General features: G+C 70.9%; 30 protein-coding genes and 1 pseudogene. 12 read left to right on the plus strand and 19 right to left on the minus strand.

Translation table 11 applies throughout. The features are described 5' to 3' along the window. Positions 1 to 184: 184 nt before the first annotated feature. A complete protein-coding gene (locus V8690_RS19215) occupies positions 185 to 1,555 on the plus strand; it encodes a SpoIIE family protein phosphatase (RefSeq protein ID WP_338780501.1) in 1,371 nt (456 codons plus the stop codon). Between the two features lie 36 nt (positions 1,556 to 1,591). Here the strand turns inward: V8690_RS19215 and V8690_RS19220 are convergent, their stop codons facing one another. The 3 genes from V8690_RS19220 to V8690_RS19230 all read right to left on the minus strand — a co-directional run bounded on the left by V8690_RS19220 (position 1,592) and on the right by V8690_RS19230 (position 3,468). Beyond that, entirely contained in the window at positions 1,592 to 1,924 is a 333-nt protein-coding gene (locus tag V8690_RS19220) for a DUF2516 family protein (RefSeq protein ID WP_030243067.1), read from the minus strand. Positions 1,925 to 2,041: 117 nt separating this feature from the next. Next, positions 2,042 to 2,710 (minus strand): hypothetical protein, encoded by a 669-nt coding sequence (locus V8690_RS19225; RefSeq protein ID WP_338780507.1) that lies wholly within the window; start codon positions 2,708 to 2,710, stop codon positions 2,042 to 2,044. 89 nt (positions 2,711 to 2,799) lie between these two features. Then, positions 2,800 to 3,468 (minus strand): helix-turn-helix domain-containing protein, encoded by a 669-nt coding sequence (locus tag V8690_RS19230; RefSeq protein ID WP_338780508.1) that lies wholly within the window; start codon positions 3,466 to 3,468, stop codon positions 2,800 to 2,802. A 210-nt stretch (positions 3,469 to 3,678) separates the two neighbouring features. Here V8690_RS19230 and V8690_RS19235 point away from each other — a divergent pair, with 210 nt between their 5' ends. Together V8690_RS19235 and V8690_RS19240 are read left to right on the plus strand one after the other, a co-directional pair. Then, the gene (locus V8690_RS19235) at positions 3,679 to 4,188 is read left to right on the plus strand and encodes an NUDIX domain-containing protein (RefSeq protein ID WP_338785400.1); all 510 of its coding nucleotides are present in this window, start codon (positions 3,679 to 3,681) and stop codon (positions 4,186 to 4,188) included. Positions 4,189 to 4,256: 68 nt separating this feature from the next. Beyond that, the gene (locus V8690_RS19240; RefSeq protein WP_338780509.1) at positions 4,257 to 4,745 is read left to right on the plus strand and encodes a hypothetical protein; all 489 of its coding nucleotides are present in this window, start codon (positions 4,257 to 4,259) and stop codon (positions 4,743 to 4,745) included. A gap of 86 nt (positions 4,746 to 4,831) precedes the next feature. Here the strand turns inward: V8690_RS19240 and V8690_RS19245 are convergent, their stop codons facing one another. Beyond that, positions 4,832 to 5,125: a DUF1330 domain-containing protein gene (locus V8690_RS19245; RefSeq protein WP_338780511.1), complete on the minus strand. Its 294-nt coding sequence runs from the start codon at positions 5,123 to 5,125 to the stop codon at positions 4,832 to 4,834. 36 nt (positions 5,126 to 5,161) lie between these two features. Here V8690_RS19245 and V8690_RS19250 point away from each other — a divergent pair, with 36 nt between their 5' ends. Next, a complete protein-coding gene (locus V8690_RS19250; RefSeq protein WP_338780513.1) occupies positions 5,162 to 5,311 on the plus strand; it encodes a hypothetical protein in 150 nt (49 codons plus the stop codon). Between the two features lie 154 nt (positions 5,312 to 5,465). Here the strand turns inward: V8690_RS19250 and nadC are convergent, their stop codons facing one another. Continuing rightward, on the minus strand, positions 5,466 to 6,359 hold the full coding sequence (nadC, locus tag V8690_RS19255) for a carboxylating nicotinate-nucleotide diphosphorylase (protein WP_338780515.1): 894 nt from the start codon (positions 6,357 to 6,359) through the stop codon (positions 5,466 to 5,468). Between the two features lie 386 nt (positions 6,360 to 6,745). Here nadC and V8690_RS19260 point away from each other — a divergent pair, with 386 nt between their 5' ends. After that, positions 6,746 to 7,171 carry a helix-turn-helix domain-containing protein gene (locus V8690_RS19260; RefSeq protein ID WP_338780517.1) on the plus strand — a complete coding sequence of 142 codons (426 nt, stop codon included), beginning with the start codon at positions 6,746 to 6,748 and terminating at the stop codon, positions 7,169 to 7,171. 884 nt (positions 7,172 to 8,055) lie between these two features. Here V8690_RS19260 and V8690_RS19265 read toward each other — a convergent pair. Further along, positions 8,056 to 8,496 (minus strand): annotated as a pseudogene (locus V8690_RS19265) (hypothetical protein); the annotation flags it as partial. Beyond that, positions 8,433 to 8,801 (minus strand): VOC family protein, encoded by a 369-nt coding sequence (locus V8690_RS19270; RefSeq protein WP_338780518.1) that lies wholly within the window; start codon positions 8,799 to 8,801, stop codon positions 8,433 to 8,435. The pseudogene V8690_RS19265 and the gene V8690_RS19270, both read right to left, overlap by 64 nt. A gap of 120 nt (positions 8,802 to 8,921) precedes the next feature. Between V8690_RS19270 and V8690_RS19275 the strand changes: the two genes are divergently transcribed. Next, positions 8,922 to 9,650, plus strand: coding sequence for a hypothetical protein (locus V8690_RS19275; protein WP_338780521.1), 729 nt, complete (start codon positions 8,922 to 8,924; stop codon positions 9,648 to 9,650). 21 nt (positions 9,651 to 9,671) lie between these two features. Here the strand turns inward: V8690_RS19275 and V8690_RS19280 are convergent, their stop codons facing one another. Continuing rightward, positions 9,672 to 10,325 (minus strand): class I SAM-dependent methyltransferase, encoded by a 654-nt coding sequence (locus V8690_RS19280; protein WP_338780523.1) that lies wholly within the window; start codon positions 10,323 to 10,325, stop codon positions 9,672 to 9,674. 149 nt (positions 10,326 to 10,474) lie between these two features. Between V8690_RS19280 and V8690_RS19285 the strand changes: the two genes are divergently transcribed. From V8690_RS19285 to V8690_RS19300, 4 genes are all read left to right on the plus strand, one after another. Next, positions 10,475 to 11,032, plus strand: a complete 558-nt coding sequence (locus V8690_RS19285; RefSeq protein WP_338780525.1) for a DUF2269 domain-containing protein — start codon at positions 10,475 to 10,477, stop codon at positions 11,030 to 11,032. 82 nt (positions 11,033 to 11,114) lie between these two features. Further along, positions 11,115 to 11,702: a WHG domain-containing protein gene (locus V8690_RS19290; RefSeq protein WP_338780527.1), complete on the plus strand. Its 588-nt coding sequence runs from the start codon at positions 11,115 to 11,117 to the stop codon at positions 11,700 to 11,702. Position 11,703: 1 nt separating this feature from the next. Then, positions 11,704 to 12,960 carry a GDSL-type esterase/lipase family protein gene (locus tag V8690_RS19295; protein WP_338780529.1) on the plus strand — a complete coding sequence of 419 codons (1,257 nt, stop codon included), beginning with the start codon at positions 11,704 to 11,706 and terminating at the stop codon, positions 12,958 to 12,960. Continuing rightward, entirely contained in the window at positions 12,957 to 13,295 is a 339-nt protein-coding gene (locus V8690_RS19300; RefSeq protein ID WP_338780531.1) for a hypothetical protein, read from the plus strand. Before V8690_RS19295 ends, V8690_RS19300 begins: the two co-directional genes overlap by 4 nt. On the opposite strand, the gene V8690_RS19305 is transcribed toward V8690_RS19300, so the two are convergent. The 5 genes from V8690_RS19305 to V8690_RS19325 all read right to left on the minus strand — a co-directional run bounded on the left by V8690_RS19305 (position 13,254) and on the right by V8690_RS19325 (position 18,874). Then, entirely contained in the window at positions 13,254 to 15,275 is a 2,022-nt protein-coding gene (locus V8690_RS19305) for an AAA family ATPase (protein WP_338780533.1), read from the minus strand. The genes V8690_RS19300 and V8690_RS19305 overlap by 42 nt on opposite strands. Positions 15,276 to 15,325: 50 nt before the next feature. Beyond that, complete coding sequence (locus tag V8690_RS19310) at positions 15,326 to 15,961, minus strand: TetR family transcriptional regulator (RefSeq protein WP_338780535.1); 636 nt, start codon at positions 15,959 to 15,961, stop codon at positions 15,326 to 15,328. 21 nt (positions 15,962 to 15,982) lie between these two features. Then, entirely contained in the window at positions 15,983 to 17,044 is a 1,062-nt protein-coding gene (locus tag V8690_RS19315; protein ID WP_338780537.1) for an aminoglycoside phosphotransferase family protein, read from the minus strand. 217 nt (positions 17,045 to 17,261) lie between these two features. After that, positions 17,262 to 17,975, minus strand: a complete 714-nt coding sequence (locus V8690_RS19320) for an HAD family hydrolase (protein ID WP_338780539.1) — start codon at positions 17,973 to 17,975, stop codon at positions 17,262 to 17,264. 29 nt (positions 17,976 to 18,004) lie between these two features. Further along, positions 18,005 to 18,874 (minus strand): winged helix-turn-helix domain-containing protein, encoded by an 870-nt coding sequence (locus V8690_RS19325; RefSeq protein ID WP_338785401.1) that lies wholly within the window; start codon positions 18,872 to 18,874, stop codon positions 18,005 to 18,007. Between the two features lie 168 nt (positions 18,875 to 19,042). On the opposite strand from V8690_RS19325, the gene V8690_RS19330 reads away from it, so the two are divergent. After that, positions 19,043 to 19,231 (plus strand): hypothetical protein, encoded by a 189-nt coding sequence (locus tag V8690_RS19330; RefSeq protein ID WP_010036177.1) that lies wholly within the window; start codon positions 19,043 to 19,045, stop codon positions 19,229 to 19,231. A gap of 1 nt (position 19,232) precedes the next feature. On the opposite strand, the gene V8690_RS19335 is transcribed toward V8690_RS19330, so the two are convergent. From V8690_RS19335 to V8690_RS19345, 3 genes are all read right to left on the minus strand, one after another. Continuing rightward, positions 19,233 to 20,150 (minus strand): GntR family transcriptional regulator, encoded by a 918-nt coding sequence (locus V8690_RS19335; protein ID WP_338780545.1) that lies wholly within the window; start codon positions 20,148 to 20,150, stop codon positions 19,233 to 19,235. 265 nt (positions 20,151 to 20,415) lie between these two features. Beyond that, the gene (locus tag V8690_RS19340) at positions 20,416 to 21,678 is read right to left on the minus strand and encodes a GNAT family N-acetyltransferase (RefSeq protein ID WP_338780547.1); all 1,263 of its coding nucleotides are present in this window, start codon (positions 21,676 to 21,678) and stop codon (positions 20,416 to 20,418) included. Positions 21,679 to 21,754: 76 nt separating this feature from the next. Continuing rightward, positions 21,755 to 22,387 carry an aerial mycelium formation protein gene (locus tag V8690_RS19345; protein WP_338780548.1) on the minus strand — a complete coding sequence of 211 codons (633 nt, stop codon included), beginning with the start codon at positions 22,385 to 22,387 and terminating at the stop codon, positions 21,755 to 21,757. Positions 22,388 to 22,599: 212 nt separating this feature from the next. On the opposite strand from V8690_RS19345, the gene dtd reads away from it, so the two are divergent. After that, entirely contained in the window at positions 22,600 to 23,025 is a 426-nt protein-coding gene (dtd, locus tag V8690_RS19350) for a D-aminoacyl-tRNA deacylase (protein WP_010036184.1), read from the plus strand. A gap of 19 nt (positions 23,026 to 23,044) precedes the next feature. Here the strand turns inward: dtd and V8690_RS19355 are convergent, their stop codons facing one another. The 3 genes from V8690_RS19355 to V8690_RS19365 are packed head-to-tail and all read right to left on the minus strand — an operon-like array spanning position 23,045 to position 25,050. Beyond that, positions 23,045 to 24,010 (minus strand): folate-binding protein, encoded by a 966-nt coding sequence (locus V8690_RS19355; RefSeq protein WP_338780549.1) that lies wholly within the window; start codon positions 24,008 to 24,010, stop codon positions 23,045 to 23,047. 10 nt (positions 24,011 to 24,020) lie between these two features. Then, the gene (locus V8690_RS19360) at positions 24,021 to 24,458 is read right to left on the minus strand and encodes a transcriptional repressor (protein WP_010036186.1); all 438 of its coding nucleotides are present in this window, start codon (positions 24,456 to 24,458) and stop codon (positions 24,021 to 24,023) included. Between the two features lie 16 nt (positions 24,459 to 24,474). Next, positions 24,475 to 25,050: an FABP family protein gene (locus tag V8690_RS19365; RefSeq protein WP_338780552.1), complete on the minus strand. Its 576-nt coding sequence runs from the start codon at positions 25,048 to 25,050 to the stop codon at positions 24,475 to 24,477. Positions 25,051 to 25,082 lie beyond the last annotated feature (32 nt).

Below are 25,082 nucleotides of genomic sequence, written 5' to 3' on the forward strand. Positions count from 1 at the left end.
ATCCCCGCAGCATCCCGGTGGTGTCCAACTGGAGGGCATATCGCGGCATATGACGCTGGCCGATGGCTCAGCGGCGTGGCTCACACCATTCCAATGCGGCGCCGACACCCGCTATGGTCCCGGTCGGTGGGTCGAGGTCCCTCGCCCCCGCCATGCCCTCGGGGGAGGGAAGGAACCCAAGACGATGCCCGTACCCATACCGCGGCAGAGAGCGATCCCGGCCGCGGAAAGTGGTCAGGCGCAGGCCGAGTCCTCATGCGACGGCCCCGCCGAGCAGTCCTGCACGGACGCCTCGGCAGCCGCCCCACGCACGCCGGACACCACCGGGAACACCACGGACAAGGCCGGGAACACCACGGACAAGGTGGAGAACAACACCGCCCACACCAACCTGACACTGCTGCTGATCGAGGACGATCCGGCCGGTTCGCCGATCGTGCCCGACATGCTCGACCAGGCAGGCAAGCCGATCCGCGTCCGCACGGCCCGCAACCTCACCGAGGCCGGGCGGCTGCTGACCGACGACGTCCACTGCATCCTGCTGGACCTGGCGCTGCCGGCTCCGGGCCGCAGCGACGCCGATGACGAGCTCGCCGTGCTCAAGCACGTGCTGGAGCTCGCGCCCCGGCATGCCGTTCTGGCGCTGACCGCGTCGGGCGACGCCGAGCGCGGCGCGGAGGCGGTGCGCGTGGGCGCGCAGGACTACCTCTTCCGCGACGAGTTGGACGGCCGGCTGCTGAGCCGGGCGATCCGCTACGCGGTGGAGCGCAAGCGCTCCGAGTCGGCCGAGCGCCGGCTCGCCGAGGGCCGGCTGCGCGCCCAGGAGAACCGCCGCCTGGAGCGCGGTCTTCTGCCGACCCCGCTGCTGGAGGGCTCCCCGCTCCGGTTCGCCGCCCGCTACCGCCCGGGCCGCTCGCGCGCGCTGCTCGGCGGCGACTTCTACGACGTCGTGCGCACGCCGGACGGCACCGTGCACGCCATGATCGGTGACGTCTGCGGTCACGGCCCGGACGAGGCGGCCCTGGGCGTGGAGCTGCGGATCGCCTGGCGCGCGCTGACGCTGGCGGGCCTGTGCGGGGACCAGCTGCTGGGCACGCTCCAGCAGGTGCTGGAGCACGAGCGGGCCGACGACGAGATCTTCGCGACCCTGTGCACGGTGGACATCGCGCCGGACGGTCGCCGCGCCGGCCTGTGCCTGGCGGGCCACCCGTCGCCGCTGCTGGCGCGACCGGGCAAACCGGCCCGCCTGCTGCCGTACGACAACAACGGCCCGGCCCTCGGGCTGCTGCCGGGTGCCCGCTGGCCGCGTATGCAGGTGGAGCTGGGCGCCGAGTGGAGCCTGATGCTCTACACCGACGGCCTGATCGAGGGCCATGTCGGCGAGGGCCGGGAACGGCTCGGCCAGGACGGCATGACGGAGATGGTGCGCCGCCAGATCGCCGAGGGACTGCGGGGCGAGCAGCTGCTGCGGGCGGCGGTGAACGAGGTGCGCGACCTCAACGGCGGCGAGCTGGCGGACGACGTCGCGGTACTGCTGCTGGACCGGGTGCCGTAGCCCCGGTTCCACCCGGCTCCGGTGCTGCCAGGGGTCTTACCGGCCGCCGTTCCAGGGGCCGTACGGACCGTCGCTGCTGGAGCCGCGCTGGCTGCGGCCGCCGCCGGGGAGCGCCCGGATGGCGGGACGGACGTCGACCATGTACACGATCGTCGCGATGAGCCCGATGATCGGCAGGAACGACAGGATCGGGAAGAGCAGGTTCACCACGAAGGCGAGCCCGAGGATGATCAGCCAGAACGGCTTGGTCTTCTTGTCGGCGGCGCGGTAGGCGTCCTCCCGCCGTACGGCCGCGTCGATCAACGCGAAGCCGCTGAAAACGATCAGGGCCATGCTCAGAAGCCACATCAACCCTGCGAAGCCCTGCATCAGCACAACGTCCACCACCTGACTCGGCTCGTCCCTACGCGGTCACCGTACCCGTACAACGGGCCGGACACCCCCAGGGTGCCCGGCCCGTGTGGTCGCTCTGCGCCCGCTGCCGTCCTACTTGGCCGGCGGGGTGGTCCTCTTGGCGGTCGGCTTGCGCGCCGGGGCCTTCTTGGCGGGGGCCTTCTTCGCCGGGGCGGCGGCGGTCGTGGTGCCCGCGGGCTTCGCCGGCTCCTCCTTGACCTCGACCGGCTGGGCCTTCGGCTCGACGGCCACGGCCAGCTCCTCCACGCCCTCGGCGACGTCCTCGATGCCCTCGGCGGCCTCGCCGCGCCAGGTGCGCACGGCCTGCTCGCCGTGCTCGGCGACCTTCTCGTAGGTCTCGCGGGCCTTGACGGCGTACTCGGCGGCCACGCCGACGCTGCGCAGCGCGATGTCCTGGGCGGTCTCGCCGATCTTCTTCAGGTCCGCGTCGATCGTGCTGCCGAGCTTCTTGATGTCGACGTCGATGGAGCCGATGAACTCCGTCACCTTGTTCTGGAGGGTCTCCTGCGTCCCCTTGACGCGGGCGGTGGCCTCCTTGGCCCGGACGGTGGCCTTCTCCTGGACGGCCTTGGTGTCGGTGTTGCGTACGGCCTCGATCCGCGCGGGGGCCTCGGAGCGCAGCTGCTCCACCAGGGCCGGCACCTTCTTGGCCTGCTGAAGGGCGAGGTCGGCGGTGCCTGCGGCGAAGTAGAGCGGCGTCGGGTCGCTGAGGGTCTTGCGCAGGTCGTCGGTGATGGCCATGGTGATGGTCCTCCCGGATTCTGTTTCGCTTGAGGGTTCGGCTGAGGGTTGTGTGATCCGCGGCGGTACGGCCGGCGCCCTGGTCCGGTTCAGCCGGCCGTCTGCTGCGGGTCGGTGTCACTGCCGCCGGTGTCCTTGCGGGTCCGGCGGGCGGCGGACGTACCGCCGGTGCCCTTGCGAGCACGACGTGCGGACGACGGTGACGTACCGCCGACGTCCTGACGAGCACGACGCGCGGGCGACGGTGACGTACCGCCGTCGCTGTCGCGGGTACGGCGCTCGGCGGGCCGGCCGCCGTCGGCCGTGCGGGTTCGTCGTATCCCGGTGCCGCCGTCCGGAGCGTCCCCGTCCCTGTCCGCCGCGTCTTCGGCCGCCACGAGGTCGACGACCGCGGAACCGTCGCCGGTCCCGAACCCGTTCTCCTTGCGGAACGACTCGTAGATCTGCAACAGCACCTGCTTCTGCCGCTCGTGCAGCGTCGGGTCCGCGAGGATGACGGCACGCGTCTCGACCTCGTCCCGGTCCCGCTCGGCGTCGAGGATGCCGGCGCGGACGTACAGCGTCTCGGCGGAGATCCGCAGGGCCTTGGCGACCTGCTGCAACACCTCCGCGCTCGGCTTGCGCAGCCCGCGCTCGATCTGGCTCAGGTACGGATTGGACACCCCGGCGGCGTCGGCGAGCTGCCGCAGCGACAGCTGCGCGTTGCGCCGCTGTTCGCGCAGGTAGTCACCGAGATTGCCGACGTTGAGCGATGCCATGGCTCCACAGTGCCGCACCCCGCTAACTATTGCAAGCACCCGCTTGCAAAAGTGCGCCACGCCACGTGTGAATGAGCTGAGGCTGAGCACGACAGGTGTCGTATGTGCACGACAACTGTCGTCATCCGCGTCCGGCCTCCTGGTACAGGTGCTTTGCGGCCAGCCTCCGCGAGTCGCCGAGAAACGACGTTGTCGGTGGGCTCTGCCAGGGTGTGCGACGTGGATGAATTGGTGGAGCGTGTCGACGGTCGAGATCGCGTGCTGGGGGTGGCCAGCCGTCGGGAGGCCACCCGGGAGGGTTGGCTGCACCGGGTCGCCGTGACGGTGTGTCGTGATGAGCGTGGGCGGATCCTCATCCACCGGCGGTCGGAGCAGGTGTCGCGCTTCCCCGGGCTCTATGAGGTCGAGGTCGGTGGCGCCGCAAATGTCGGCGAGTCCTATGAACAGGCCGCCGCGCGGGAGCTGGCCGAAGAGCTGGGCATTCGTGCGCTGCCGCGCCTGCTGTTCACGTTCATCAACCGCAGCGGCTTGAGCCCTCACTGGCTCGGCGTGCACGAAGCCGTGGTGCCGGACGCCGTGGTCCCCGATCCCGATGAGGTCGCCTGGCATGGCTGGCTGACCGAGCCGGAGCTCGACTCGGCCCTGCTGGAGTGGCGCTTCACCCCCGATAGCCACGAAGTTTTCAGCCGGTATCTCGCGTTCCGGACCGCGCAGTCCTGACCTCTCTCGCCTCGCGGGCTGGGACGCCTGCTTGCGGCCAACGCGCCTTGTGAGAGCGGCTGATCGCCATGGCCGAACTCCCGGCGATCGCCGGCGCAGACCGCGCGACGGCACACCGCTACTTCGACGACTTCGCCCTCCGCCGACTCCCCGCCGCGCTCGCCACGGCCCGTCAGGACACCGTCACGGCGGCCATGGCAGCGCTGGCCGAGATGTTCGCCGACGCCGGCGGCATGGTCCAGCTGAGCCGTGAGCAGGCTCGCGGCCGGGCCGGCGACTTCGAGATCATCGAGTACATCCTGCGCGGTCAGCCCGGAGGCGTGCCCGGCACCTGGGGCCACTACTTCGACGACTGCCTCCTGCACGCTCCCCTCACCGACCAGCACCGCAACAAGATCGCCCACCAGGCCGCGCTCATCGAGTCCGCACTCGGGAATCGGCCGCTGGAACCTCGTGGAACGCACCCCCGCCGACATCGAGGCCGACGTCCGAGCCGCCGCGCCGCCGGGAAGGAACCGTCACCGGACCGGACATCACCGCCGATGCCACCGGCCTGACGCTTTTCGCGACGGTGCGGCGCCCGGACGAGCCGGGGTGATCCCCGCAGCCGGCATCGTGTTCCTCCCTGACGCGGCATCGGTCGTCAGTCGAGGCCTTCGATGATGCGGAAGTCGCGCTCGACGCCGTCAGCAAGTACGGCCAGCGCCTCCTGGTAGGCCGCACTCTCGCGTGCGGCGACCGCCTGTTCGAAGCTGTCGAACTCGACCAGGACGGTGCGCTCGGCGATTCCGGCGTCGTGTGCGACGCCCCGGCTGCCGAGGGAGAGCGTCCGCCCGCCCGCGGCCTCGACGGCTGGACCGGTCAGCTTGTCGTAGGCAGCCACCTTCTCGGGGTCTGCGATGGTGCGGTAGACGCTGACCCAGTAGCCCTTGGCCACAGTTACCTCCTGTGTTCGGAATTGATGATCAGAAGCATGCGCAGATCCATGGCCGGCGCGCTGTGGGTCAGCGAGCCGACGGAGACGGCGTCGAAGTCGGACGACTTCGATCAACCGGCTGGGGCTGCGATCGGGGCGGGCAGTTCGTCCTGGGCGGTGAAGAACCGCAGTGTGTACGCGGGCTGACGACGCTCGATTCCGGTCGCACGGAGGAAGACGGCGTGCGATGTTCCCCACTCCGTGGGAATGCGGCATCGCTCCTCGTCGGTGAACGGCGCGTCATCCAGAACGGCGGTCGGGCTGCCACCCGCGCCGTCTCGCTGACACGCGTCGACGACCGCTACCTCGGACATGGCACCGGGCCGGTGGTCAGCAGCATGGTCAGGTCCAGTGCGGGCGCGCTGTGCGTCAACGCCCCGACCGAGATGAGGTCGACGCCTGTCCCGGCGATGGCGGGAACTGTGTCCAGGCGGATGGTGCCCGAGGCCTCCAGCAGGATCCGGGAAGCGTCGGCCCGCCCGGCCCGGACCTTCACGACCTGCTCGATGTCGGCCACCGGCATGTTGTCGAGCATGATCCAGCGGGCTCCGGCGCCGAGGGCCTCGACGGCCTGGGTGACGGTCTGCACCTCGACATCGCTCTCCACGGTCTGCCCGGTGCGCGCCATCCCGCGCCTGACCGCCTCGATCGCGGCGGTCACCCCGCCCGCCGCGGCGATGTGGTTCTCCTTGAGCAGGACCATCGCCGCGAGATCGAGGCGGTGGTTGTGGCCGCCGCCGGCGGTGACCGCGTACTTGTCCAGGGCGCGCAGGCCCGGCGCCGTCTTGCGCGTGTCCAGGATGCGCGCCCTGGTCCCTGCCACAGCTTGGACGTAGCGGTCGGTCAGCGTCGCGATGCCGCACATGCGCTGCAGGAAGTTCAGCGCCGTACGCTCCCCGGTGATCAGGCTGCGCGCCGGACCGGACAGGTGCACCAGGACCTGGCCGTCGGCCAGTCGGGCGCCGTCGGCGACGGCCGGCTCGACCTTGACCTCGGGGTCGACCTGCGCGAAGACCTCGGCGACCACGGGGAGGCCGGCGGCGATGCCGCTGTGCCGGGTGCGGATCTCGGCCGTGGCCGCCAGGTCCTCGGGAACGCTCCACACGGTGGTGATGTCCTTCCCTGACGCGTCCTCGGCCAGGGCGGCAGCGGCGGCGGCCCGTGCTGCCGCCGAGGGAAACTCGGCCGTGGTCATCTGGTCTCCAGCTCTGAGTGGACGTTGGCTTGGTGGCGGCAACCGCTGACGAGGCAGCACTGAAGTTGCGCTGGGCCGGTTCACAGGACCTGGTGGATCCTGCACTCGATCTCCCGCGTACCGGTCACCCGTCCCCCGCCACGAACAGGTGCCGGGTGAGCCGTCCATGCGACTCGGCGCCGACGTCGAACTCGGGGCACCTTGCGCATGTACCGGTCCTCCCGGCCGGTCTCGCCTCCGTCGACCCGGGCTTTCAGGAACGCCTGTCACCCAAATCGTCGGGGCAGATGCCACAACAGCACCCTCCGTTTCGATTTCCGAAGCGGTCGCCGATGCTAGCGTGTCGGAATTCGAAGCGTCAATCCTGGAGAGCTGGACATCCCGACATGGCAACACCCAGACCTGGCAATCCTGTTCGCGGCTCCACCACCGGCCGCCCCCTCATGGCCGCACTCGATCTGTTCGGGCGGCGGTGGAGTCTGCGCATCCTGTGGGAGCTTCGCGCGGGCCCGCTTGGATTCCGCCCCTTGCAGAAGCGGTGCGACGACATGTCCTCCAGCGTGATGCGGCAGCGCCTGACCGAACTGCTGGACGCCCAGGTGATTCACCAACTACCGGACAGCCGCTACGAGCTCACCCCGCTGGGACAGGAGGCGCGCCACGCCCTGAACCCCCTCGCCCACTGGGCGGAACGCTGGGCGGCCACGATCGGCCCGCAAGGGGCGGACCACACCGACAACCAGGCCGCCAGCCGCGTCTCACACCCGGACACCGTGAGCGACGGGACGCCGGAGAGCAACTCCGCGGACTGACGCCCCGACTCGGATCGGAGGCGGGGCGGGACCGCCGGGTCACGAGGTTGCCGTGGCTCGGCCGAGCGCCGGGGACAGGCGCGAAACCTCCGCCAATCCTTCTGCTTCGGATTTCGAAGCGACAGTGTCCGGCCTGCGACATCACTTCGATATTCGGAGCGCACTTGGTCCGAATTCGATCAAGGAGGCGGCATGACTCAGCAGAGCACCGACACGGAACGTTCCACCATCCTGTCCTGGAGGGAACCAGGGTCCGCTCTTCGCCTTCGAAGGGGAACTGACGGGCCTGCAGTACTTGCAAGGCCTGGCAGCCGGCGAGATCGTGCCGCCGCCCGTCGCCCAGGTACTCGACATCACCGTGGAGAGCGCCGACTGCTCGTGGGGCATGACGTCAGCCGCGTTTCAGCAGTCGCCGACCGTAGTCCTCATGGGCGTTGAGATCCAGGCAGCGCGGCACAAGTAGACGCTGAGCGCACAGTCGGCATCGCGAAGTCTGTGAACGAGCGGGGTCATCGACTCTCGCGCTTCGCAGGGATCCGCAGCTCGGAGCAACCGCGTCGCGATCTGCAGAACCGCCCGTGGCCAGGGAGTCGGTCGGCGGCGCGGGGTAGGGCTTGGAGGTCTTCTTCTTCCCGGCGGTGTTGAGCAGGGGCTGGGCCTGCGCGGTGGGGGAAGCATGCTCGGCGTCGAGCACCGCGGCCAGGAACGATGTGCCTGCGTACGGGCGAGCGACGGGCCAGGTCCGAAGATCATGGCGACCGTCGCGCGCAGATCGGCGAAGTAGTGGGCGGGGACCGGCGCCCCGCGCTCGTCGTGCTCTCGGGGCCTCCCGCAGCGAGCAAGCCCGCAAGGTGTCGTTGCACTTTCGGCGGCGGGCGCCGTGCACCTTCGAGTTCGTCGCAGTACGTCGCGCGTCCGGTCATGGCCATCACCAAGGCCAAGGTGGGGCCCGACACGAGCGGCCCCGAACCGGTCGTGGAAGGGCCGTCATCCGCGATGAGCTCCAGCCCGTCGATGCGCCCCTTGGCAACGACCACGAGGTCCGAGCCCTGGTAGTACTCGGCCACCTGGGTGACGACCTCGATCGGGTAGTCGCGGCGGATGCCCAGCGGACGCCGGATGTCTTCTCCGTGCACGATCGTCTCGCCCAGCATGGCCATGGCAGGCAAGGGCGGCTTGGTGGTGCTCGGGATGACGCGCCGGAATCGCTCAAGAGTCTCGGCCGGGGTCGTGCCCAACTGCTCGGCCCGCCCCCTTCCCCTCACCCTCCGACGATGCAGAAGGGATGCCCCGCCGGATCCGTGAGGACCCGCCACCTGCTCTCGTTCGGCTGCTGTTCCGGCCTGCCCGCTCCCAGCTCCAGCAGCCGGGCCTCGGCCTCCTCCAGGTCCGCCACCCTGAAGCAGCAGTGCAGTTGCTGGGGCACGTCCTGGCCGGGCCAGCTCGGAGCCCGGTGGTCGTCGACCCGCTGGAAGCCGATGGAGAGTTCGTCCCCACCGCCCAGAGAGGCGAATTCGGCGTTCGACCGCGGGTGCGGTTCGAGGCCGGTGGCCGCCTGGTAGAACGCCGCCAGCGCGAGCGGGTCGGGGCAGTCCAGGGTTATCGCGCTCAACTTCATCCGTACGGACATGCCGCCTCCGGGCCGATCATCGGGTGGACACTTGCGCGACCACCCTAGAAGCGACCGAGAAGCGACCGGCCCTCAAAACCGTTCGACGAGCCGGGCCGTGCGCGGCCATGATCCGCACTCGTGACGACTTCGCAGCAGTTCCTGGTCCGGGCCGCCGCCCGCAACAACGCCGAGTGGTGCGCGGTGATGTGCCGGGCGCACGGGGTGGCGGGGGAGTTCGGGGGCGAGGCGTGGGCCGCCGCGGGGCGGGCGCCGCTCTTCTACCCCGACGCCGTGACGCTGGAGCCGGGCGCCGACCCGGACGCGCTCGTGGCGCGGGTCGACCTGGGCTCGCCCGGTGCCTCGGTCAAGGACAGCTTCGCCGATCTCGATCTGGCCGGGGCCGGTTTCCGGGTGCTGTTCGAGGCGCAGTGGATCCACCGTCCGGCGGGTGCGGACGTGCTCGCCGGCTCATCCGACACGCCGGATCTCGCGTGGGACGTGGTGGGCGATCCGGACACGCTGCGGGCCTGGGCGCTGGCGTGGGACGGCGGCGCCGGGAACGCCGGCCTCTTCCGGGACGGGCTGCTCGACGACCCGGAGACCTTCCTGATCCTCGGGCGGGCCGGTGACGGGCACGTCGTCGCCGGAGCGGTGGCCGGCCGTGGCGAGCACGTGGTCGGCGTCTCCAATGTCTTCGGGCGGGACGGCGGGCCCGACGCCGCCTGGCCGGTCGTGCTGCACGCGCTCGACTGGCTCTTCCCCACCCTGCCCGTGGTCGGTTACGAGAGCGGCGACGACCTGGAGACCGCCGTCCGGCACGGATTCGAGCCGGTCGGTCCGTTGCGGGTGTGGCTGCACGGCGGGTAGCGGAGGCGGGGCCCGGGTCCGCTACCGCGGCCTGCACGCCAGGAACGTGCCGATCTGCCTCTTGGTCCCCTCGTCCGGCTCCTGCACCACCCGCGTCGTGACGACCAGCCCGGCCCGGTGGAGCAGTTCGGCGATCCGGTCCGGCGGCAGCAGGTACGACTCGTAGGACACCGGGTGGTCGCCGTAGGCGTGCGTCGGGCGCAGGTGCTCTCCGCTGCCCACCGGGCCGGCCAGCATCAGCCGGCCGCCGGGCGCGAGGGTGCGGTGGAACTCGGCGTACACGGTCGGCAGCCACTGCGGCGGGGTGTGGTGGGTGGCGTAGTACGCCAGGATGCCGCCGAGTTCGCCGCTGCCGATCTCCAGCGCGGTCATCGAGCCGACGGTGAAGCGGAGATCCGGGTACGCGGCCCGGGCCAGTTCGACCATCTCCGGCGACACGTCCACGCCGAACACCGGTACCCCCAGGGCGGCCAGGTGTGCCGTCACCTTGCCCGGGCCGCAGCCCAGGTCGGCCACGGGCCCGGGGTGCGGCGGCCGTACGAGCTCGGCGAAGGCGGCCAGCATCGCGCGCGAGACCGGGTCCAGCTCGGTCGGCTGCTTGACGAGTCGGGCGTAGTCGGCGGCGACGGTGTCGTAGGACTCTCGGACGGCGGTGAGGTGGGAGGGTTCGGTCATGCCGTGAAGCTAGACGACAGCGCTGACAGGGCCGGGCCGTCACGCCGAGGGAGTACGTACCGGCACCCCGCCCGTACGCCGACGCCAGTACGCCGGATTACTCCCGCCGTGAGACGCCTTCGCCACCCCCCTCCCGGCACGGTGGCAGCGTGAAGCCGAAGCAGAAGTCCCACCCGATTCCGAAACTCGGCCGCCCGGCACGCCGGGCCGTTCTCGTCGTCCACGTCACCACCTCCGCGAGCTGGCTCGGACTCACGCTCGGGCTGCTTGCGCTCGGGACCACCGCGGCCACCACCGGGTCCGCCGTGACCGTGGAGGCGTCCGTGCGGGCCATGCAGCTCTTCGCCGACTGGCTCCTGCTCCCCGTCGCGCTCCTCACGCTGCTCAGCGGACTGGTGCTGTCCCTGGGCACGGCGTGGGGACTCGCCCGGCACCGCTGGGTGTACACGAAGTTCTGGCTGACTCTCGCCACGACCACCGCCACGGCGTTCGCCCTGCGCCCCGGGGTGAACTCCGCGGTCACCGCCGTCGCCGCGGGCGGGCCCCTGCCCGACGCCGGTGACGTCCTGTTCGGGCCGGTCGTCTCGCTGTCCGCCTATGTCTTCATGACGGTGATCTCCGTCCTGAAACCCTGGGGGCCGACCAGGCGGGGCAGGCGACTGCGGGCTCCCGCACGGCGTGCCCTCAAGACGCCTGATCCAGCCTGATCCAGGCTGATCAAGCCCTCGGAATTTGCCTAACACTATTAGGCAGATGCACACTTCCCTTCTGGCAGAAGGGAGTGGCCGTATGGCACGCGTGGGACTGACACCGGAACGCCTGACCCAGGCGGGTGCCGAACTCGCCGACGAGGTCGGCTTCGAGCAGGTGACCGTCTCGGCGCTCGCCCGCCGGTTCGACGTCAAGGTCGCGAGCCTGTACTCGCACGTGAAGAACTCCCAGGACCTCAGGACCCGGATCGCCCTGCTCGCGCTCACGGAACTCGCCGACCGGGCCGCCGACGCCCTCGCCGGGCGGGCCGGCGAGGAAGCCCTGGCCGCCCTCGCGAACGTCTACCGCGACTACGCCCGGGAGCACCCGGGCCGTTACGCCGCGGCCCAGCTGCGGCTCGACCCGCAGACGGCGGCCGCGAGCGCCGGTGTCCGGCACGCGCAGATGACCCGGGCGCTGCTGCGCGGCTACGACCTGACGGAACCGGACCAGACCCACGCGGTCCGGCTGCTGGGCAGCGTGTTCCACGGCTACGTCAGCCTGGAGATGGGCGGCGGGTTCAGCCACAGCGCCCCCGACACCGACGACACCTGGGCCCGGATCCTCGACGCCCTCGACACGCTGCTGCGGAACTGGCCCGCGCCCCCCACCGATCCCCGAGGCTGACATGCACTCCGAGCACGACTGGATCACCACCCCCCTCACGGCGGACCTGCTGCGCGGCGCCCTCGACCTGGAGCGCACCGAACACGGGCTGCTCCCGCACCGGTTGCCCGCCCGGGCCCGCGCGCAGAACACCAACGCCCAGCTGGCCATGGCCGAGGCCCAGCCGTCCGGCGTACGGCTGGCGTTCCGTACCGCCGCGACCGCCGTCGAGCTGGACACGCTGCGCACCAAACGCGACTACGCCGGCTTCCCGCCCCGGCCGGACGGCCTGTACGACCTCCTCGTCGACGGCCGCCCGGCCGGCCAGGCCCCCGGGACCGGCGGCAACGTCCTCACGATCGACATGGCCACCTGGGACGCCGAGGTCACGCCGGGCCCGGTCGGTACCGTCCGCTTCACGGGCCTGCCCGCGCGCGAGAAGGACGTCGACATCTGGCTGCCGCACAACGAGACCACCGAGCTCGTCGCCCTGCGCACCGACGCGCCCGTGGAGCCCGTGCCGGACCGGGGCCGCAGGGTGTGGCTGCACCACGGCAGTTCGATCAGCCACGGCTCCGACGCCGCGAGCCCCACCGCCATCTGGCCCGCGATCGCCGCGCGGCTCGGCGGTGTGGAACTGGTCAACCTCGGATTCGGCGGCAGCGCGCTGCTCGACCCGTTCACCGCGCGCGCCATGCGGGACACCCCGGCCGACCTGATCAGCGTGAAGATCGGCATCAACATCGTCAACGCGGACGCGATGCGGCTGCGCGCGTTCGGCCCGGCCGTGCACGGTTTCCTCGACACGATCCGCGAGGGGCACCCCGACACCCCGCTGCTGGTCGTCTCCTCCATCCACTGCGCCATCCACGAGGACACGCCCGGCCCCACGGCCCCGGACCTCAGCGCGCTCGGCGAGGGCAGGTTGCGTTTCTCCGCGATGGGCGATCCGGCGGAGGTGGCCGCCGGGAAGCTGACGCTCGGCGTCATCCGGGAGGAGCTGTCCCGCATCGTCCGCCAGCGCGCCGCCGACGACCCGAACCTCCACTACCTCGACGGCCTCGACCTCTACGGCGAGTCCGACGCGGCAGAACTCCCCCTCCCCGACGATGTCCACCCGGACGCCGCCACCCACCGCCACATCGGCGAACGCTTCCACGAACTGGCCTTCACCAAGGCCGGCCCTTCGCCCCGAGCTCATGACCCCGCGCGGCGGCGTCCACATCCTGTGGACACCGCCGCGGCTGTCAGGCCCCTCCCCTACGCTGCCCGCTCATGACCGCGGACGCGCTCGACTACTCCAGCCCCGGGCCCTTCACCCGCCTCGACACAGGGCAGTTGAGGCTGCTGGACGGATTCCCGGACGATCCCGTCGAGGTCTGTGCCGTCGTACGGACCCTGGTCATCCAGCCCTCGGACGCCGCTCGGCTCGGACTCCCCGAGGAGCGGATCGCCGAAAAGGACATCCGCCCGGCCGGCGGCCTGCTCGCGGCCCGGCAGGTCGGCCGGCGTGGTCATGGGGAGGCCGTTGGACCCGTGGATGTCGGCCTCACGGCCCCTGACCACCCGTGCTCAGAAGGGCAGCGGCCTCCCCCGCACGACCTCCAGCCGTGACACCGCCCGCGTCAGCACCACGTACAGCCGGTGCAGCCCCCGTTCCTCCGACTCGGCGATCGTCGCCGGTTCGACGGCCACGACATGGTCGTACTCGAGGCCCTTGACGACGCTCGCCGGTACCAGGGACACCCGCGCGCCGAGTTCCTCCGGGCCCGCCGTCTCGATGCCGACCGCGTCCAGGGCCGCTCGCATCCGGGGTACGTCCGCGTCCGCCGCGACGATCCCGACCGAGCCGTCCCGGCCCAGTGCGTCCCGTACGGCCTCCACGACTGCTCGGGGCACGCCGTCCGGGGTCGTCTCCCGCATCCGCAGCTCGCCGTCCCCGCGCAGGGAACGGGCCGCCGGTACGTCCACGTCCAGCCGTTCCAGCAGCCGGTTGGCGAGGCCGACGACCGCCTGCGGCACGCGGAAGCCGGTGGTCAGCTCGACCACGGACGCGTCCGGTTTCCCCAGGTGCGCCAGGACCGTCCGCCACGACCGTGCCGCCCACGGTGTCGTCCCCTGCGCCAGGTCGCCCAGGACCGTCAGCGAGCCGAAGGGCGCCCGGCGGGCGATGGCCCGGCACTCCATCGGGGACAGGTCCTGCGCCTCGTCGACGACGACATGTCCGTACCCCTCCGGGTGCTCGATCAGCCCGGCGACCTCGTCCAGGAGCACCAGATCGGCGGCCGACCAGCGCGCCGACTTCCACGACCGGGGCGGCTTGCGCCACAGCAGCGCCCGCTGCTCGCCGGGGTCCAGCAGCCCGTCGGCGGCCTCGGCCAACGCCCCTGCGTCGCTGAGCAGTTCGGCCACGATCTCCTCGGGCCGCACTCGGGGCCAGACGGCGTCGACGTACGCGGACAGCGGCCGCACCCGCTCGACCCGGCGTACCCAGGTGTTGCTCCGCGGCCCGGCCCGCCGCTCGGCCTGCTCGCGCACCGACCGCACGATCCGCGACCGCACCCGCTCCCGCCCGACCCCGTACGGCGGTTCCTCCTCCCGCACCAGGGCCACGATCCGCGCCAGCTCCGCCGCCGGCACCCGCCACCGGTACGCCCCGTCGGGCACGGCGAGCCCGTCACCGTCACCACCGTCGGCGCGCACGCGCGCGTACAGCGCCCGTCGCAGCACCTCGGCCATCCGGGCGTCGTGCTTGACGGCGGCGGCCGCCGGCTCGTCGTGGCCGCCGACCGGATGCCGTGCGATCTCCTCGGCCAGGGTCGACTGCCGCACACCGGTCTCGCCGAGGGACGGCAGGACCTCCGCGATGTACGACAGGAAGGTGCGGTTGGGCCCGAGGATCAGCAGACCGCCGCGCCGGATCCGCTGCGGGTGCGTGTAGAGCAGATACGCGGCCCGGTGCAGCCCGACGGCGGTCTTGCCGGTGCCGGGCGCCCCCTGCACGCACACCGACACCGCCAGGTCCCCGCGGACGAGGTCGTCCTGCTCGGGCTGGATGGTCGCGGCGATGTCCCGCATGGGCCCGACGCGGGGCCGTTCGATCTCGCGGGCGACGATCTCACTGGCCCGCGCCTCGCCCTTCCCCAGGTGCTCGTCCTCCAGCCCGGTGAGGTCGCCGGAGTCGCCTCGGCTGCCGGGCGCCCACCCGAACCGCCGGCGCACGGCGACGCCCTGCGGGTCGCGGGCCGAGGCCTGGTAGAAGGCACGCGAGACGGGCGCACGCCAGTCGACGACGAGAGGCGGTTCGGCCGGGTGCTCGGTGATCCGCAGCCGCCCGATGTGCAACTCACCCTGCTCCCCCTGCAAGGCCCCGAAGAACAAGGGTGCTGCGGGCAGCTCCCGCAGCGCCTTGGCCCTGCTGCGCAGCCGGTACCCGAGGACTTCGGCGTCGGCACCGGACGCGGAGACGTCCTCGCCGACGACGACCTGCTCGCCGGCGCCCTCGACCATCGCGGCGAGGGCGTCCCGGCAGCGCTCGTGATGGGCGCGTTCCTGGTCGAGGACGTACTGAAGGGCAGGCTCGGTCGACGTCATTCCACCGAGCGTAACAAAAAACGTTACCGAGTTAAAACTATTACCTAGTATCACGAGTGGTGGCGGGTGGCACCGCTCCCGCGGCTTGGCTGCAGTCCGGCCGCCAGCCGGTCGAAGGCACGCTCCGCCGCCGCCACCGCCTCCGCCCGTACGTCCGCCACCCGCTCCCCCGCCGCGATCCGCCGCCAGTTCTCCATCGCGAGGATCCGCTGCACGGCCATGATCTGACCGGCCGCGAGCCGCGCGTCCAGATCGCCCCCGAGCGCCTCGGCGAGCGCGGCCTCGGACCGCTCCTGGTGCGTGTGCGCCCGGGCGACCAGGGAGGGCGTGCCGTAGAGCAGGCTGTGGAAGGCGAGCACCTGGGGATCGTCGCTGAGCCCGGTCACGGGATCGCACCGCTCCAGCCCCTCCAGAAAGTGCCGGCGCAACGCCTCCACGGGCTCCCCCTGCGCCTCCGCCACCACCCGCGCGGCCTCCCCCTCGTGGTCGGCGATCCGGTACAGCACCAGATCCTCCTTCGCCGGGAAGTACCGGAACAGCGTCGGCTTGGAGATCTCGGCCGCCGCCGCCACCTCGGCGACGGACACCGCGTCGAACCCCTTCTCCAGGAAGAGCCGGATCGCGATGTCCGACACGACCTGGTACATCCGCTGCTTCTTGCGCTCCCGCAGCCCGATCTCGCTCATGCGGCGAGCCTACGCAGTGCGCTACGGAGATCGGTCGGACAGGCCCTGGGCGAGGGCCCCGCCCGGGGGTCGGTCCCCGTGCCAGCGGATCAGCGCGGCCATGATCTGCGCACGGCTCGGCACCTGCGCCACGCCGAGCGGCTGTGCGGCGGCGGTGAGGATCTTCTGTAGCTTGCCGGCGGCCACGGGCAGGGCCACCCAGTTGAAGCCCGCGTCCTCACGCAGGGACAGCGACACCCGGATGACATCGGTGAAGACCGACTGCGCCCGCTTGAAGCCGAGGAGCAGCGGCAGGTCCCGCTCACACCCGGACGAGCTTCCCGGCCGGATCCTCTCGACCAGCTCGCACCACTCACGGACCATACGGCTCTCCTGATCGCCCGGATAACGCATCAGGTAGAGGTGGGTGGCCAGGTCGTAGAGCGGATCGCCCAGCATCGCCAGCTCCCAGTCGATGGCCCAGAGCCGGCCGTCCGGATCGAGGACGAGGTTCTCGCGGTGCAGATCCGCATGCAGGAGACAGAACGGGCGCTCCTGGAGCCCCAGCACGTGCTTCCTCAGAAGGGTGAACGATTCGTCCGAGATCCCGAGCGCGCGGAACAGGCCGGCGAACGCCGTGTGGTTCTTCCGGTAGACCTGCTCCTCGACGAAGACGATCAGACGTTCCAGAAAGCCGGCGCTGTCCCCGTCCTCGGCGCGGTCCCGGTCCTCACAGCGCCGCTCCACGCTCAGCATGTCCGGCGTGACCCGAACCATCTCCCGGAAGAGGTCGACGATCTGCTCGAACGCCGCGTCGGGAACGCGCCGCCCGGGCCGCCGCTGTTCACCGAGTGTCCGTCCCTCGATGAAGCCCTGAAGTGCCATGCCGGCGACGTCGACGACGCCGGGGACGCGGCTGATGTGCCCCTGGAGGGCGCGGAGCAGCTCCTCCTCCGACCTGAAGCACCTCCGGTCGAACCACAGGATCTCGGAGCGCGGCTCACGGACCTTGACGGTTCGTGTCCCACCGGGCAGCGCGAGGACGTAGGTCTCGTGGTGGTACCCCTTGAGCGGTCCCTTGACCAGATTCGGGTCGCCGCTCATCTCGACTGCTCGCTGCCGAGCACCGGAGACCGATGGGGGTGTCATTGGGTGGTTCAGCCTGCCCCGGTGGTGCGGATGGTGTAAGGGGGAAGGCACGTTACTCCACCGCACGCCGTGATCAGGGGAGAACCCGGCTATCGAGCCGAACTCGTCCCCTCCCAGGTGAACCGGCCGAACCGGCGCACGCCCCGACACCCCTGGGGTCCTTCGATGGACCCTAGCCGCGCAGCAACCCCAGTACGGGCTCCAGGGATTCGATCACGGCGCCGGCTCCCGCTTCCTTGAGGACCTTGGCCTTCCGGGGGTTGCTCGCGTACCCGAGGAACGGCACCCCGGCCTGTACCGCGGCCTCGCGGTCCGAGGGGGTGTCGCCGATCATCAGGGCGTCGGCGGGGGCGGCGCCCATGGCGTTCAGCGCCCGGTTGAGGCAGTGGGGGTCCGGCTTCAGGTGGTGGAGGTCCTGGGTGCGACCGTAGATGTGGGGGGCGAAACAGCCGACGAGGCCGCGGCTTGCGAGGTACTTGCGTACGACCAGCGCGGAGTTGTTGGTGGCGATCGCGAGGCGGGAGCCCACCGCCGTCCACGTGCGTATCAGCGGATCCGCGTACGGGGTCGGCATCGCCGAGGAGGCGGCCCGCAGTTCCTCCTGGGTGAGACGTTCCTCCAGCTCGGCGACGAGGTCGCTGCCGGGGTGCCGGCGGTCCACGGCCCGCAGGACGACCTGCGGGTCGAGCGACTCGCGTTCCGTCTCCGTCAGCAGACCGTGCAGGCCCCGGCCCTCCAGCCAGGACACCAGGTCGCTCGCCACCCGGTCCGCCGAGTGCCCGGCGAACAGACGGCAGATGGGCCCGTCGAAGTCCCAGAGCACGACACGGGCGCCTTTGATCAGGTTCGCAAGGTGGTACTGATCGTTCTCGGTTTCGACTGTCACCGAACCAGTCTGCGTCGCATCAGAAGTCACTAGGAGAGTGTCAGGTCCGTGGTGATGGTTTCCCAGAGGGCGTCGAACCACTTCTGGGATTCCTGTACGAACGCCCCGTCCCGCAGGCCCGTCCGCTTCACGAAGGAGAAGAGGAGCGACTGGGAGCCGAGGACGTCGTACATGTCCAGGGTCTGGCTGCCCCACTCCTCCTCGCGCCGGGTCAGCATGTAGTAGCCGATCAGCGCCTCCTCCTGGTTGAGGAGGTACAGCTTCACCGGCGGGGTGAAGGGCAGCGCGCGGAACGTGACGTGCACGTCGATGCCGTGGGTGGAGCGCAGGGCGAGCAGGTTGTGCTGGAGGACCTGGCCCTGGGCGTTGCGCATGGACAGCCAGCGCTGGTGGACGGGGTTGTCGTCGCCGTGCGCCTCCACAGGGACGGGGAAGGCCAGTTCGATGTCCCGGGAGGGGACCAGGATGCGGACGTCGATCGCCTCGGGGTGGATACGGCCCTCGTGGATCAGGCGGAGCGGCTCGCCGATGGCGACCATCAGGGTCTCCGCGGTGTGGCAGACGACGTCGACGCGGACACGGCGGGCCGAGAACGCGTCGGTGAGCCGCGGTGCCAGGCCCACCATCGTCGGCTGGGGCTCGCCGCGGGCCGGGGCGGGCGCGGCGATCCGCGGCGGGCTGCCCTTGCTGACGTTGGTGAGGAGGCCGTCGTCCTGCAGTGCCCGCAGGGCCTGGCGGACGGCGCCGCGTTCCACACCGAACTCCTCCGCCAGTTCGGCCTGGGTGGGCAGGCGGTCCCCCGGCCTGAGCTCACCGGCGCGGATACGTTCCCGCAGGATGCCGGTGATCTCCTGGGGCGAGCGCCTGCTGCTGCCGTTCACTGCCACGTTCTCCGCCATGTTCTCGTGGGTCACGACCAAACGCTACAACTCTGATCCATCTCACGGGAGTTGCTTGAAAGTTGTTTATAACTAGAGGCCAAGTGGGGACAACTTAATCACAGTTGGTTGCCAACTTACCCGAGTTGGCGGACGTTTTGCCTCCGAGCTTCCGAAGGGGGAAGACCAATGCCCGCCCTCGCTCTCCTCTCCGCCGCCTTCGTCGTCGCTTTCGAGCAGCTCGTCCAGTGGAAGTACGGCCCGGCGGGCATCGTCGGTCTGATCCTTCTCACCGTAGGCATCAAGGCCAAGAGCCCGGCCGTCAGCTCCGCCGGAGCGGTCGTGCTCGCGCTGCTGATGACAGGCCCTGCCCGATGAGTCAGCGCGTGAGCACCAGCTCCGAACTGATCGTCTCCCACAGCGCGTTGAACCACAGGTGCGACTGCTCGACGAACGTCGTGTCGCGCAGGCCGGGCCCCTGCTGGAAGGAGAACAGCATCGACTGGGTGCCCTGGGCGTCGTACATCTCCAGGTGCTCGTGGTCGATCTCGGCCTCCCGGCGCATCAGCGTGTAGTACGCGAACAGCGCCTCCGTGTTGTTGAGCAGGTACAGCTTCACCGGCGGGGTGAAGGGCAGCGCGCGGAACGTGACGTGCACGTCGATGCCGTGCGTGGAGCGCAGGGCCAGCAGGTTGTGCCGGAGGACCTGCCCCTGGGCGTTGCGCATCGCCAGCCACCGGTCGTGCACCCAGTCGTCGCCGCGCCCCTCGACCGGCACCGGGAAGGCGAGGTCGATGTCCCGGCTCGGCAGCAGGACCCGGACGTCGACCTTGGCCGGTTTCAGCCGTCCGGCGTGGATCTGCCGCAGCGGCTCACCGATGGCGAGCGTGAGGGAGATGGAGGTCAGGCACACGGCGTCGATCTCGACGTGCTCCGCCGCGAAGGCCGCCGCGATCCGGGGCGCGAGGGCCACCGTGGTGGGCAGGGGCGGGGCTTCCGGGCCGGTCAGCGCCCTGGCGGGGTCGGGGGCCACGGTCGCCGGACTGCCCTTGGACACGTTGGTGAGCAACCGCTCTGACTGGAGGATGCGCAGGGCCCGGCGCACGGCACCGCGCTCGACGCCGAACTCGTGGGCCAGCTGCGCCTGGGTGGGCATGCGTTCGCCCGGCCGCAGCGCTCCTGACCTGATCCGGGCGCGCAGTTCGTCGGCCACCTCGTGATGTGTTCTCTGTGGCCGTTGCGACCTCTTCCGTCCATGGGCGGAGGTGTGTTCCGGGTCCACAACAAAACAGTACAACTTCCCGCCATCTTTCGGCAGTTCAGCACCAGGTGGTTATGAGCCGCTTCCAATCGGAGATAAGTACAGTGAAGTTGGTCGCCAACTTGGGCGACATGGTCAGACCTGCAAGGGGGTTGGCCATCCACCATGGGGCTCCCTTCCGGAGGGGAGCCGGGAGCCCCGGCCGGTCGGCACCATCGCCGGCAGGCACCACCGCACAACAACCACAACCGAACAGCTCGCTACGGATGCGGGATCCCTGTCGTCGGCGGAAGGGAGCGGTTCAGAACAGGTCCGGGCACCAAGGCCGCCTGGACGTACGCAGCAGGGCGTCGGCCTTCCGGGCGGCGCCCGCTCGTTCTTCTTGCACCCGGCCCAGCGCCGCCAGCCGCACCGCCGACTCGTCCCCGAGCCACAGCGCCCCCAACTCGACGAGTCCGAGCGTCACTTCCGCACTCTCGGTGGTCGGCTTACAGGACGCCCCGCCGGCCGAGGCGTCCAGCCGGTAGCGCCCTCCGGTCAGGCCGTCCACGCCGGCGACCTCCAGCACCAGCGTCCCCTCCCCCTGGTACGTCCGCGCCTGAAGCGCCCGTTCGACGTCGAGGATCCGCACCCACAGCCAGTCCGCCAGCGTGGTGATCCTGGCCGCCCGCGGATCCGGCAGGAGGAGCGGGAGCAGGTCGTCGGGCGCTCGCCGGCCGCTCTTGACCCGCACGACCCAGTCGATGGAGCACAGGTACTGCCACAGGGCGCGCTCCGCGGCCGGTGTCGCGCCGAGCAGCCACTGCACGCTCGCCGTGTTCAACGGTTGCTTGGCGTCACCCCAGTTGTCGTCGACCTCGTAGGCGGCCATGCCCTCGACCTCGCCGGACGCCGAGCGGTACACGGCGAAGAAGGGCAGCTTCCACGACGCATCGAAGCGCAGGGCGCCGGTGTTGAGCTTCCACCACACCTCGTCGCGGGTGATGAGACCGTGCTGGGTGCGACGCAGCCGCTCGTGCAGTTCCGGGCCGAGCTTGCGGACGTCCTCGCCGTCCACCAGGTCGATCCGCCCGCCGTCCGCCGGACCCGCCCGGCGGGCGTCGAGACCGGCGCGCGGCACGTCGACCGTCCACTCGGCCGTCCAGGCCGCCGGCCCGAAGCCGTACCGGCCGTAGATCGGGTACTCGGCGGCGATCAGCGTCGCGACGACGTCCCCGCGCTCCTTCGCGGCCGCCAGGTCCTGCGCCATCATCCGGCTGAGCAGCCCGCGGCGGCGGTGCGTGGCGGTGACGGTGACGCCCGAGACGGCGTCGGCCGGGACGCTCGCCCCGCCCACGGCCGTGAGCTCCTGGTCGAAGGACTTGAAGGTCGCCACACACCGGCCGCCGTCGAAGGCACCGAGGTGACGGCCGGGGACGAACTGCGAGCGACGCCCCTCGATCTCCTCCTCGGACGGGGCCGGCATCCGCAGGAAGCCGGTGTTCACGGCACGCAGCCAGTCGGTGAACTCGGCTTCGGTGATCGGGCGTACGTCGATGCCGTCGGCACGGGCGGTGGGGGTCATGGATTCACGCTAGGCGGAAGGCCGGTCGGTGTCGCGTGGATATCCGACCGCCGGCCCTCCCCTGACCCCCGGAGCCTCACACGAGCAGGTCGTCGACCTGGGCCTCCCCCTCGCGGTACCGGCGCGCGATCTCCGCGCTGCACTCGTCGGCCGTGCGCTGGAGCCGCTGCCGCCGCCGGGAGACCTGCTGCTCGTAGCGCACGAGCCGTCCCATCGCGGTGTTCAGCTCCAGGTCCGTCCGGGCGTCCAGGTCGGACAGCTCGACCTCGGCGAGCATCTCCGCGGCCAGCCGCCGGTACTCCTCGCCCTGCGGCGTCCCCAGGGTCACGTGGCGGGCGGAGGAGCGGTGCCGGGCCGGGGCGTCCCGCAGGATCTCCGCGAGCCGCTCGACGACGGACGCCTCCGCGGGCGCGGCGACGGAGGCCCCGCCCGCGGGGGTGCGCCGCGTCAGCTCCGCCCGCAGGATGTCGATCCGCCCCTGGAGCAGCCGCCGTACGTAGCTGAGGTCGGCTTCGTCGCGCTGGGCCTCGCGGCGCAGCGTGCGCAGCTCGGACAGGCTCAGCGCGACCAGACCGTGTTCGGGGGCGTCCGAGGGCAGCGGCGGGCTGTCGGTGCGCTGTGTGGGCGGCCGGTGGTACTCCGACGCCCCGATCCCCGTGTGGCTCGACCAGACAGCTCCCAGCGGATGCCCGGTGCGTGATGTGCTCATGTGCCTCAACCGTCCCCTCGACCGGTGTGTGAAAGCATCGTGCCACCCCAAGTGGCCGCTATGGGAACGAGTGCCCCTGATAGACCCCGGATGGGCGCTTAAGCAGCAAAATACGTCTGTGCGCGGCCTGTTGGCGCCCCGCGCAAACCACCCTTTCGGGCCATGCGCGAACCACCGGCGATCTCACGTTCACCGCCCTGCATGATGGACGTATGCGAGCAGTGGTGCAGAGGGTGGACGGCGCGAGCGTCGTCGTGGACGGCGAGACCGTAGGGGCGATCGAAGGCGAAGGGCTGTGCGTCCTCGTCGGCGTCACGCACGAGGACACCAAGGAGAAGGCGGCCCAGCTGGCCCGCAAGCTCTGGTCGGTCCGCATGCTGCACGACGAGAAGTCGTGCAGCGACATCGACGCCCCGCTCCTGGTGATCAGCCAGTTCACCCTGTACGGCGACGCCCGCAAGGGCCGCCGCCCCACCTGGAACGCCGCCGCCCCCGGCGACGTCGCCGAGCCGCTCGTCGACGAGGTGGTCGCGCAGCTGCGCTCGCTGGGCGCGACGGTGGCCACGGGCCGCTTCGGGGCGGCCATGCGCGTATCACTGACGAACGACGGCCCGTTCACCGTGCTGATCGAGATCTGACCCGAAAGAATGACAAGCTCTACGGCTCGACGACGACTTCCTGGGCCGCGGCCGTGTCCCCGGCCATCAGGGGCGCGTCCACGGCCACGTTCCGCTTCACCAGCGCGAGGGCGACCGGCCCCAGCTCGTGGTGGCGTACGGAGGTCGTGATGAAGCCGATCTTCCGGCCGTCGGGGCCGTCGTCCGCGAGCCGGAGCTCGGTGCCCGCCACCGGCAGGTGGACCTCGCTGCCGTCCAGGTGCAGGAAGACCAGCCGGCGCGGCGGCTTGCCCAGGTTCTGCACCCGGGCGACCGTCTCCTGGCCGCGGTAGCAGCCCTTCTGGAGGTGCACCGCCGAGCCGATCCAGCCCAGCTCGTGCGGGATGGTGCGGTGGTCGGTCTCGAAGCCGAGCCGGGGCCGGTGCTGCTCCACGCGCAGCGCTTCGTAGGCGAGGATCCCGGCGGGCGGCCCGGCCTGCCCGGCGTACGCCTCCAGGTCGGCGCGCGGCAGGAACAGGTCCCGGCCGTACGGCGTCTCCCGTACGGCGACGCCCTGAGGCACCTCGGCGATGGAGCCGGCCGGCAGGTGCACCACCGCGATGTCGGCCGTCCGGTCGGCGACATCGACCTTGTAGAAGAACTTCATCGACTCCAGGTACGCGATCAGCGCGTCCTGGGTGCCGGGCTCCACATGGGCCCAGACCGTCTCGCCGTCGTCGACGAGGTAGAGGGCGTGCTCGATGTGGCCGTGCGCGGACAGGATCAGCGCCTCGGTGGCCTGGCCCGCCGGGAGGTCGCTGACGTGCTGGGTGAGCAGCAGGTGCAGCCAGGCGAGCCGGTCCTCGCCGGTGACGGTGACGACCCCGCGGTGCGAGAGGTCCACGAAGCCGGTGCCGTCGGCGAGGGCACGCTGCTCGCGGAACAGATCGCCGTAGTGGGCGGCGACGCCTTCGTCCACGCCCTCGGCGGGGACGGCGCCGGGCAGGGTCAGCAGGAGGCTCTTCATGTCCGTAAGCCTACGACTCGGTAGTTGAAGCCTTCAGCGTGCAGTCCTCGCACCGGCCGAAGATCGCGAAGTGCTTCATGTCGGTGTCGAACCCGAACGTCTGCCGCAGCTTCGCGGTGAACTCGGCGGCCACGGAGACGTCCGCCTCGATGACGTTCTGGCAGTCACGGCAGACCAGGTGGAGGTGGTGGTGCCGGTCCGCGAGGTGGTACGTCGGCGCCCCGTGCCCCAGATGGGCGTGGCTGACCAGGCCGAGCTCCTCCAGCAGCTCCAGCGTCCGGTACACCGTCGAAATGTTGACCCCCGACGCCGTCTTCCTCACTTCCACGAGGATGTCGTCGGGGGTCGCGTGCTCAAGGGTGTCCACGGCTTCGAGCACGAGTTGCCGCTGCGGGGTCAGCCGGTAGCCGCGCTGCCGCAGATCGCTCTTCCAGTCGGTGCTCACCACACCGGCCAGTCTAGAACTACTTGAAGAAGGCGATGCCGTCGTCCGGCATGTCGTCGGGCAGGGCCTTGGCCCAGCGCTCGACCTCCTCCGGGGTGACGACCTTCTTCAGGTGGGCCGACATGTAGGGGCGCAGCTCCACCTCGGGGGTCTGCTTCTCGCCGACCCACATCAGGTCGCTCTTGACGTAGCCGTACAGCCGCTTGCCACCGCTGTACGGCTGGGAGGCCGCCGTGCGGGCCACGGCGTCCGTCACCAGGTCGATCTGCGGCTTCTTGTCGGCCAGCTCGCCGTACCAGATCTCGATGACGCCGTCGTCGCGGGTCATGGTCACCTCGACCTTGCGGTCGGCGTCGATCCGCCAGAAGCCGTGCTCGGACTCCAGCGGCCGGACCTTGTTGCCGTCGTTGTCCAGCACCCAGGAGTGGGAGCGGTATTCCAGGAAGTCCCGGCCGTCGTGGGTGAAGGCGACCTCCTGCCCGAAGTTGCACTTCTCGGAGCCGGGGAAGTCGTGCACCCCGGCACCGGCCCAGTTGCCGAGCAGGAAGGCGAGCGGGACGAGGTCCTTGTGAAGGTCGGACGGGATCTCGATCATGGGAACTTCCTAGACGTGGGTCAGCGCTGGCC

The organism is Streptomyces sp. DG1A-41, from assembly GCF_037055355.1.
Classification (GTDB): Bacteria; Actinomycetota; Actinomycetes; order Streptomycetales; family Streptomycetaceae; genus Streptomyces.

What these genes read in the sequence shown, in the direction of transcription:
- V8690_RS19230 (WP_338780508.1), bottom strand. Translation starts at nt 3,468, where the DNA reads ATGGCATCGCTCAACGTCGGCAATCTCGGTGACTACCTGCGCGAACAG.
- V8690_RS19365 (WP_338780552.1), bottom strand. Translation starts at nt 25,050, where the DNA reads ATGATCGAGATCCCGTCCGACCTTCACAAGGACCTCGTCCCGCTCGCC.
- V8690_RS19250 (WP_338780513.1), top strand. Translation starts at nt 5,162, where the DNA reads ATGCGCAGATCCATGGCCGGCGCGCTGTGGGTCAGCGAGCCGACGGAG.
- V8690_RS19330 (WP_010036177.1), top strand. Translation starts at nt 19,043, where the DNA reads ATGCCCGCCCTCGCTCTCCTCTCCGCCGCCTTCGTCGTCGCTTTCGAG.
- V8690_RS19290 (WP_338780527.1), top strand. Translation starts at nt 11,115, where the DNA reads ATGGCACGCGTGGGACTGACACCGGAACGCCTGACCCAGGCGGGTGCC.
- V8690_RS19260 (WP_338780517.1), top strand. Translation starts at nt 6,746, where the DNA reads ATGGCAACACCCAGACCTGGCAATCCTGTTCGCGGCTCCACCACCGGC.
- V8690_RS19315 (WP_338780537.1), bottom strand. Translation starts at nt 17,044, where the DNA reads ATGAGCGGCGACCCGAATCTGGTCAAGGGACCGCTCAAGGGGTACCAC.
- dtd (WP_010036184.1), top strand. Translation starts at nt 22,600, where the DNA reads ATGCGAGCAGTGGTGCAGAGGGTGGACGGCGCGAGCGTCGTCGTGGAC.
- nadC (WP_338780515.1), bottom strand. Translation starts at nt 6,359, where the DNA reads ATGACCACGGCCGAGTTTCCCTCGGCGGCAGCACGGGCCGCCGCCGCT.
- V8690_RS19325 (WP_338785401.1), bottom strand. Translation starts at nt 18,874, where the DNA reads ATGGCGGAGAACGTGGCAGTGAACGGCAGCAGCAGGCGCTCGCCCCAG.
- V8690_RS19305 (WP_338780533.1), bottom strand. Translation starts at nt 15,275, where the DNA reads ATGACGTCGACCGAGCCTGCCCTTCAGTACGTCCTCGACCAGGAACGC.
- V8690_RS19270 (WP_338780518.1), bottom strand. Translation starts at nt 8,801, where the DNA reads ATGTCCGTACGGATGAAGTTGAGCGCGATAACCCTGGACTGCCCCGAC.
- V8690_RS19345 (WP_338780548.1), bottom strand. Translation starts at nt 22,387, where the DNA reads ATGAGCACATCACGCACCGGGCATCCGCTGGGAGCTGTCTGGTCGAGC.
- V8690_RS19355 (WP_338780549.1), bottom strand. Translation starts at nt 24,010, where the DNA reads ATGAAGAGCCTCCTGCTGACCCTGCCCGGCGCCGTCCCCGCCGAGGGC.
- V8690_RS19310 (WP_338780535.1), bottom strand. Translation starts at nt 15,961, where the DNA reads ATGAGCGAGATCGGGCTGCGGGAGCGCAAGAAGCAGCGGATGTACCAG.
- V8690_RS19215 (WP_338780501.1), top strand. Translation starts at nt 185, where the DNA reads ATGCCCGTACCCATACCGCGGCAGAGAGCGATCCCGGCCGCGGAAAGT.
- V8690_RS19295 (WP_338780529.1), top strand. Translation starts at nt 11,704, where the DNA reads ATGCACTCCGAGCACGACTGGATCACCACCCCCCTCACGGCGGACCTG.
- V8690_RS19220 (WP_030243067.1), bottom strand. Translation starts at nt 1,924, where the DNA reads ATGCAGGGCTTCGCAGGGTTGATGTGGCTTCTGAGCATGGCCCTGATC.
- V8690_RS19225 (WP_338780507.1), bottom strand. Translation starts at nt 2,710, where the DNA reads ATGGCCATCACCGACGACCTGCGCAAGACCCTCAGCGACCCGACGCCG.
- V8690_RS19240 (WP_338780509.1), top strand. Translation starts at nt 4,257, where the DNA reads ATGGCCGAACTCCCGGCGATCGCCGGCGCAGACCGCGCGACGGCACAC.
- V8690_RS19300 (WP_338780531.1), top strand. Translation starts at nt 12,957, where the DNA reads ATGACCGCGGACGCGCTCGACTACTCCAGCCCCGGGCCCTTCACCCGC.
- V8690_RS19280 (WP_338780523.1), bottom strand. Translation starts at nt 10,325, where the DNA reads ATGACCGAACCCTCCCACCTCACCGCCGTCCGAGAGTCCTACGACACC.
- V8690_RS19340 (WP_338780547.1), bottom strand. Translation starts at nt 21,678, where the DNA reads ATGACCCCCACCGCCCGTGCCGACGGCATCGACGTACGCCCGATCACC.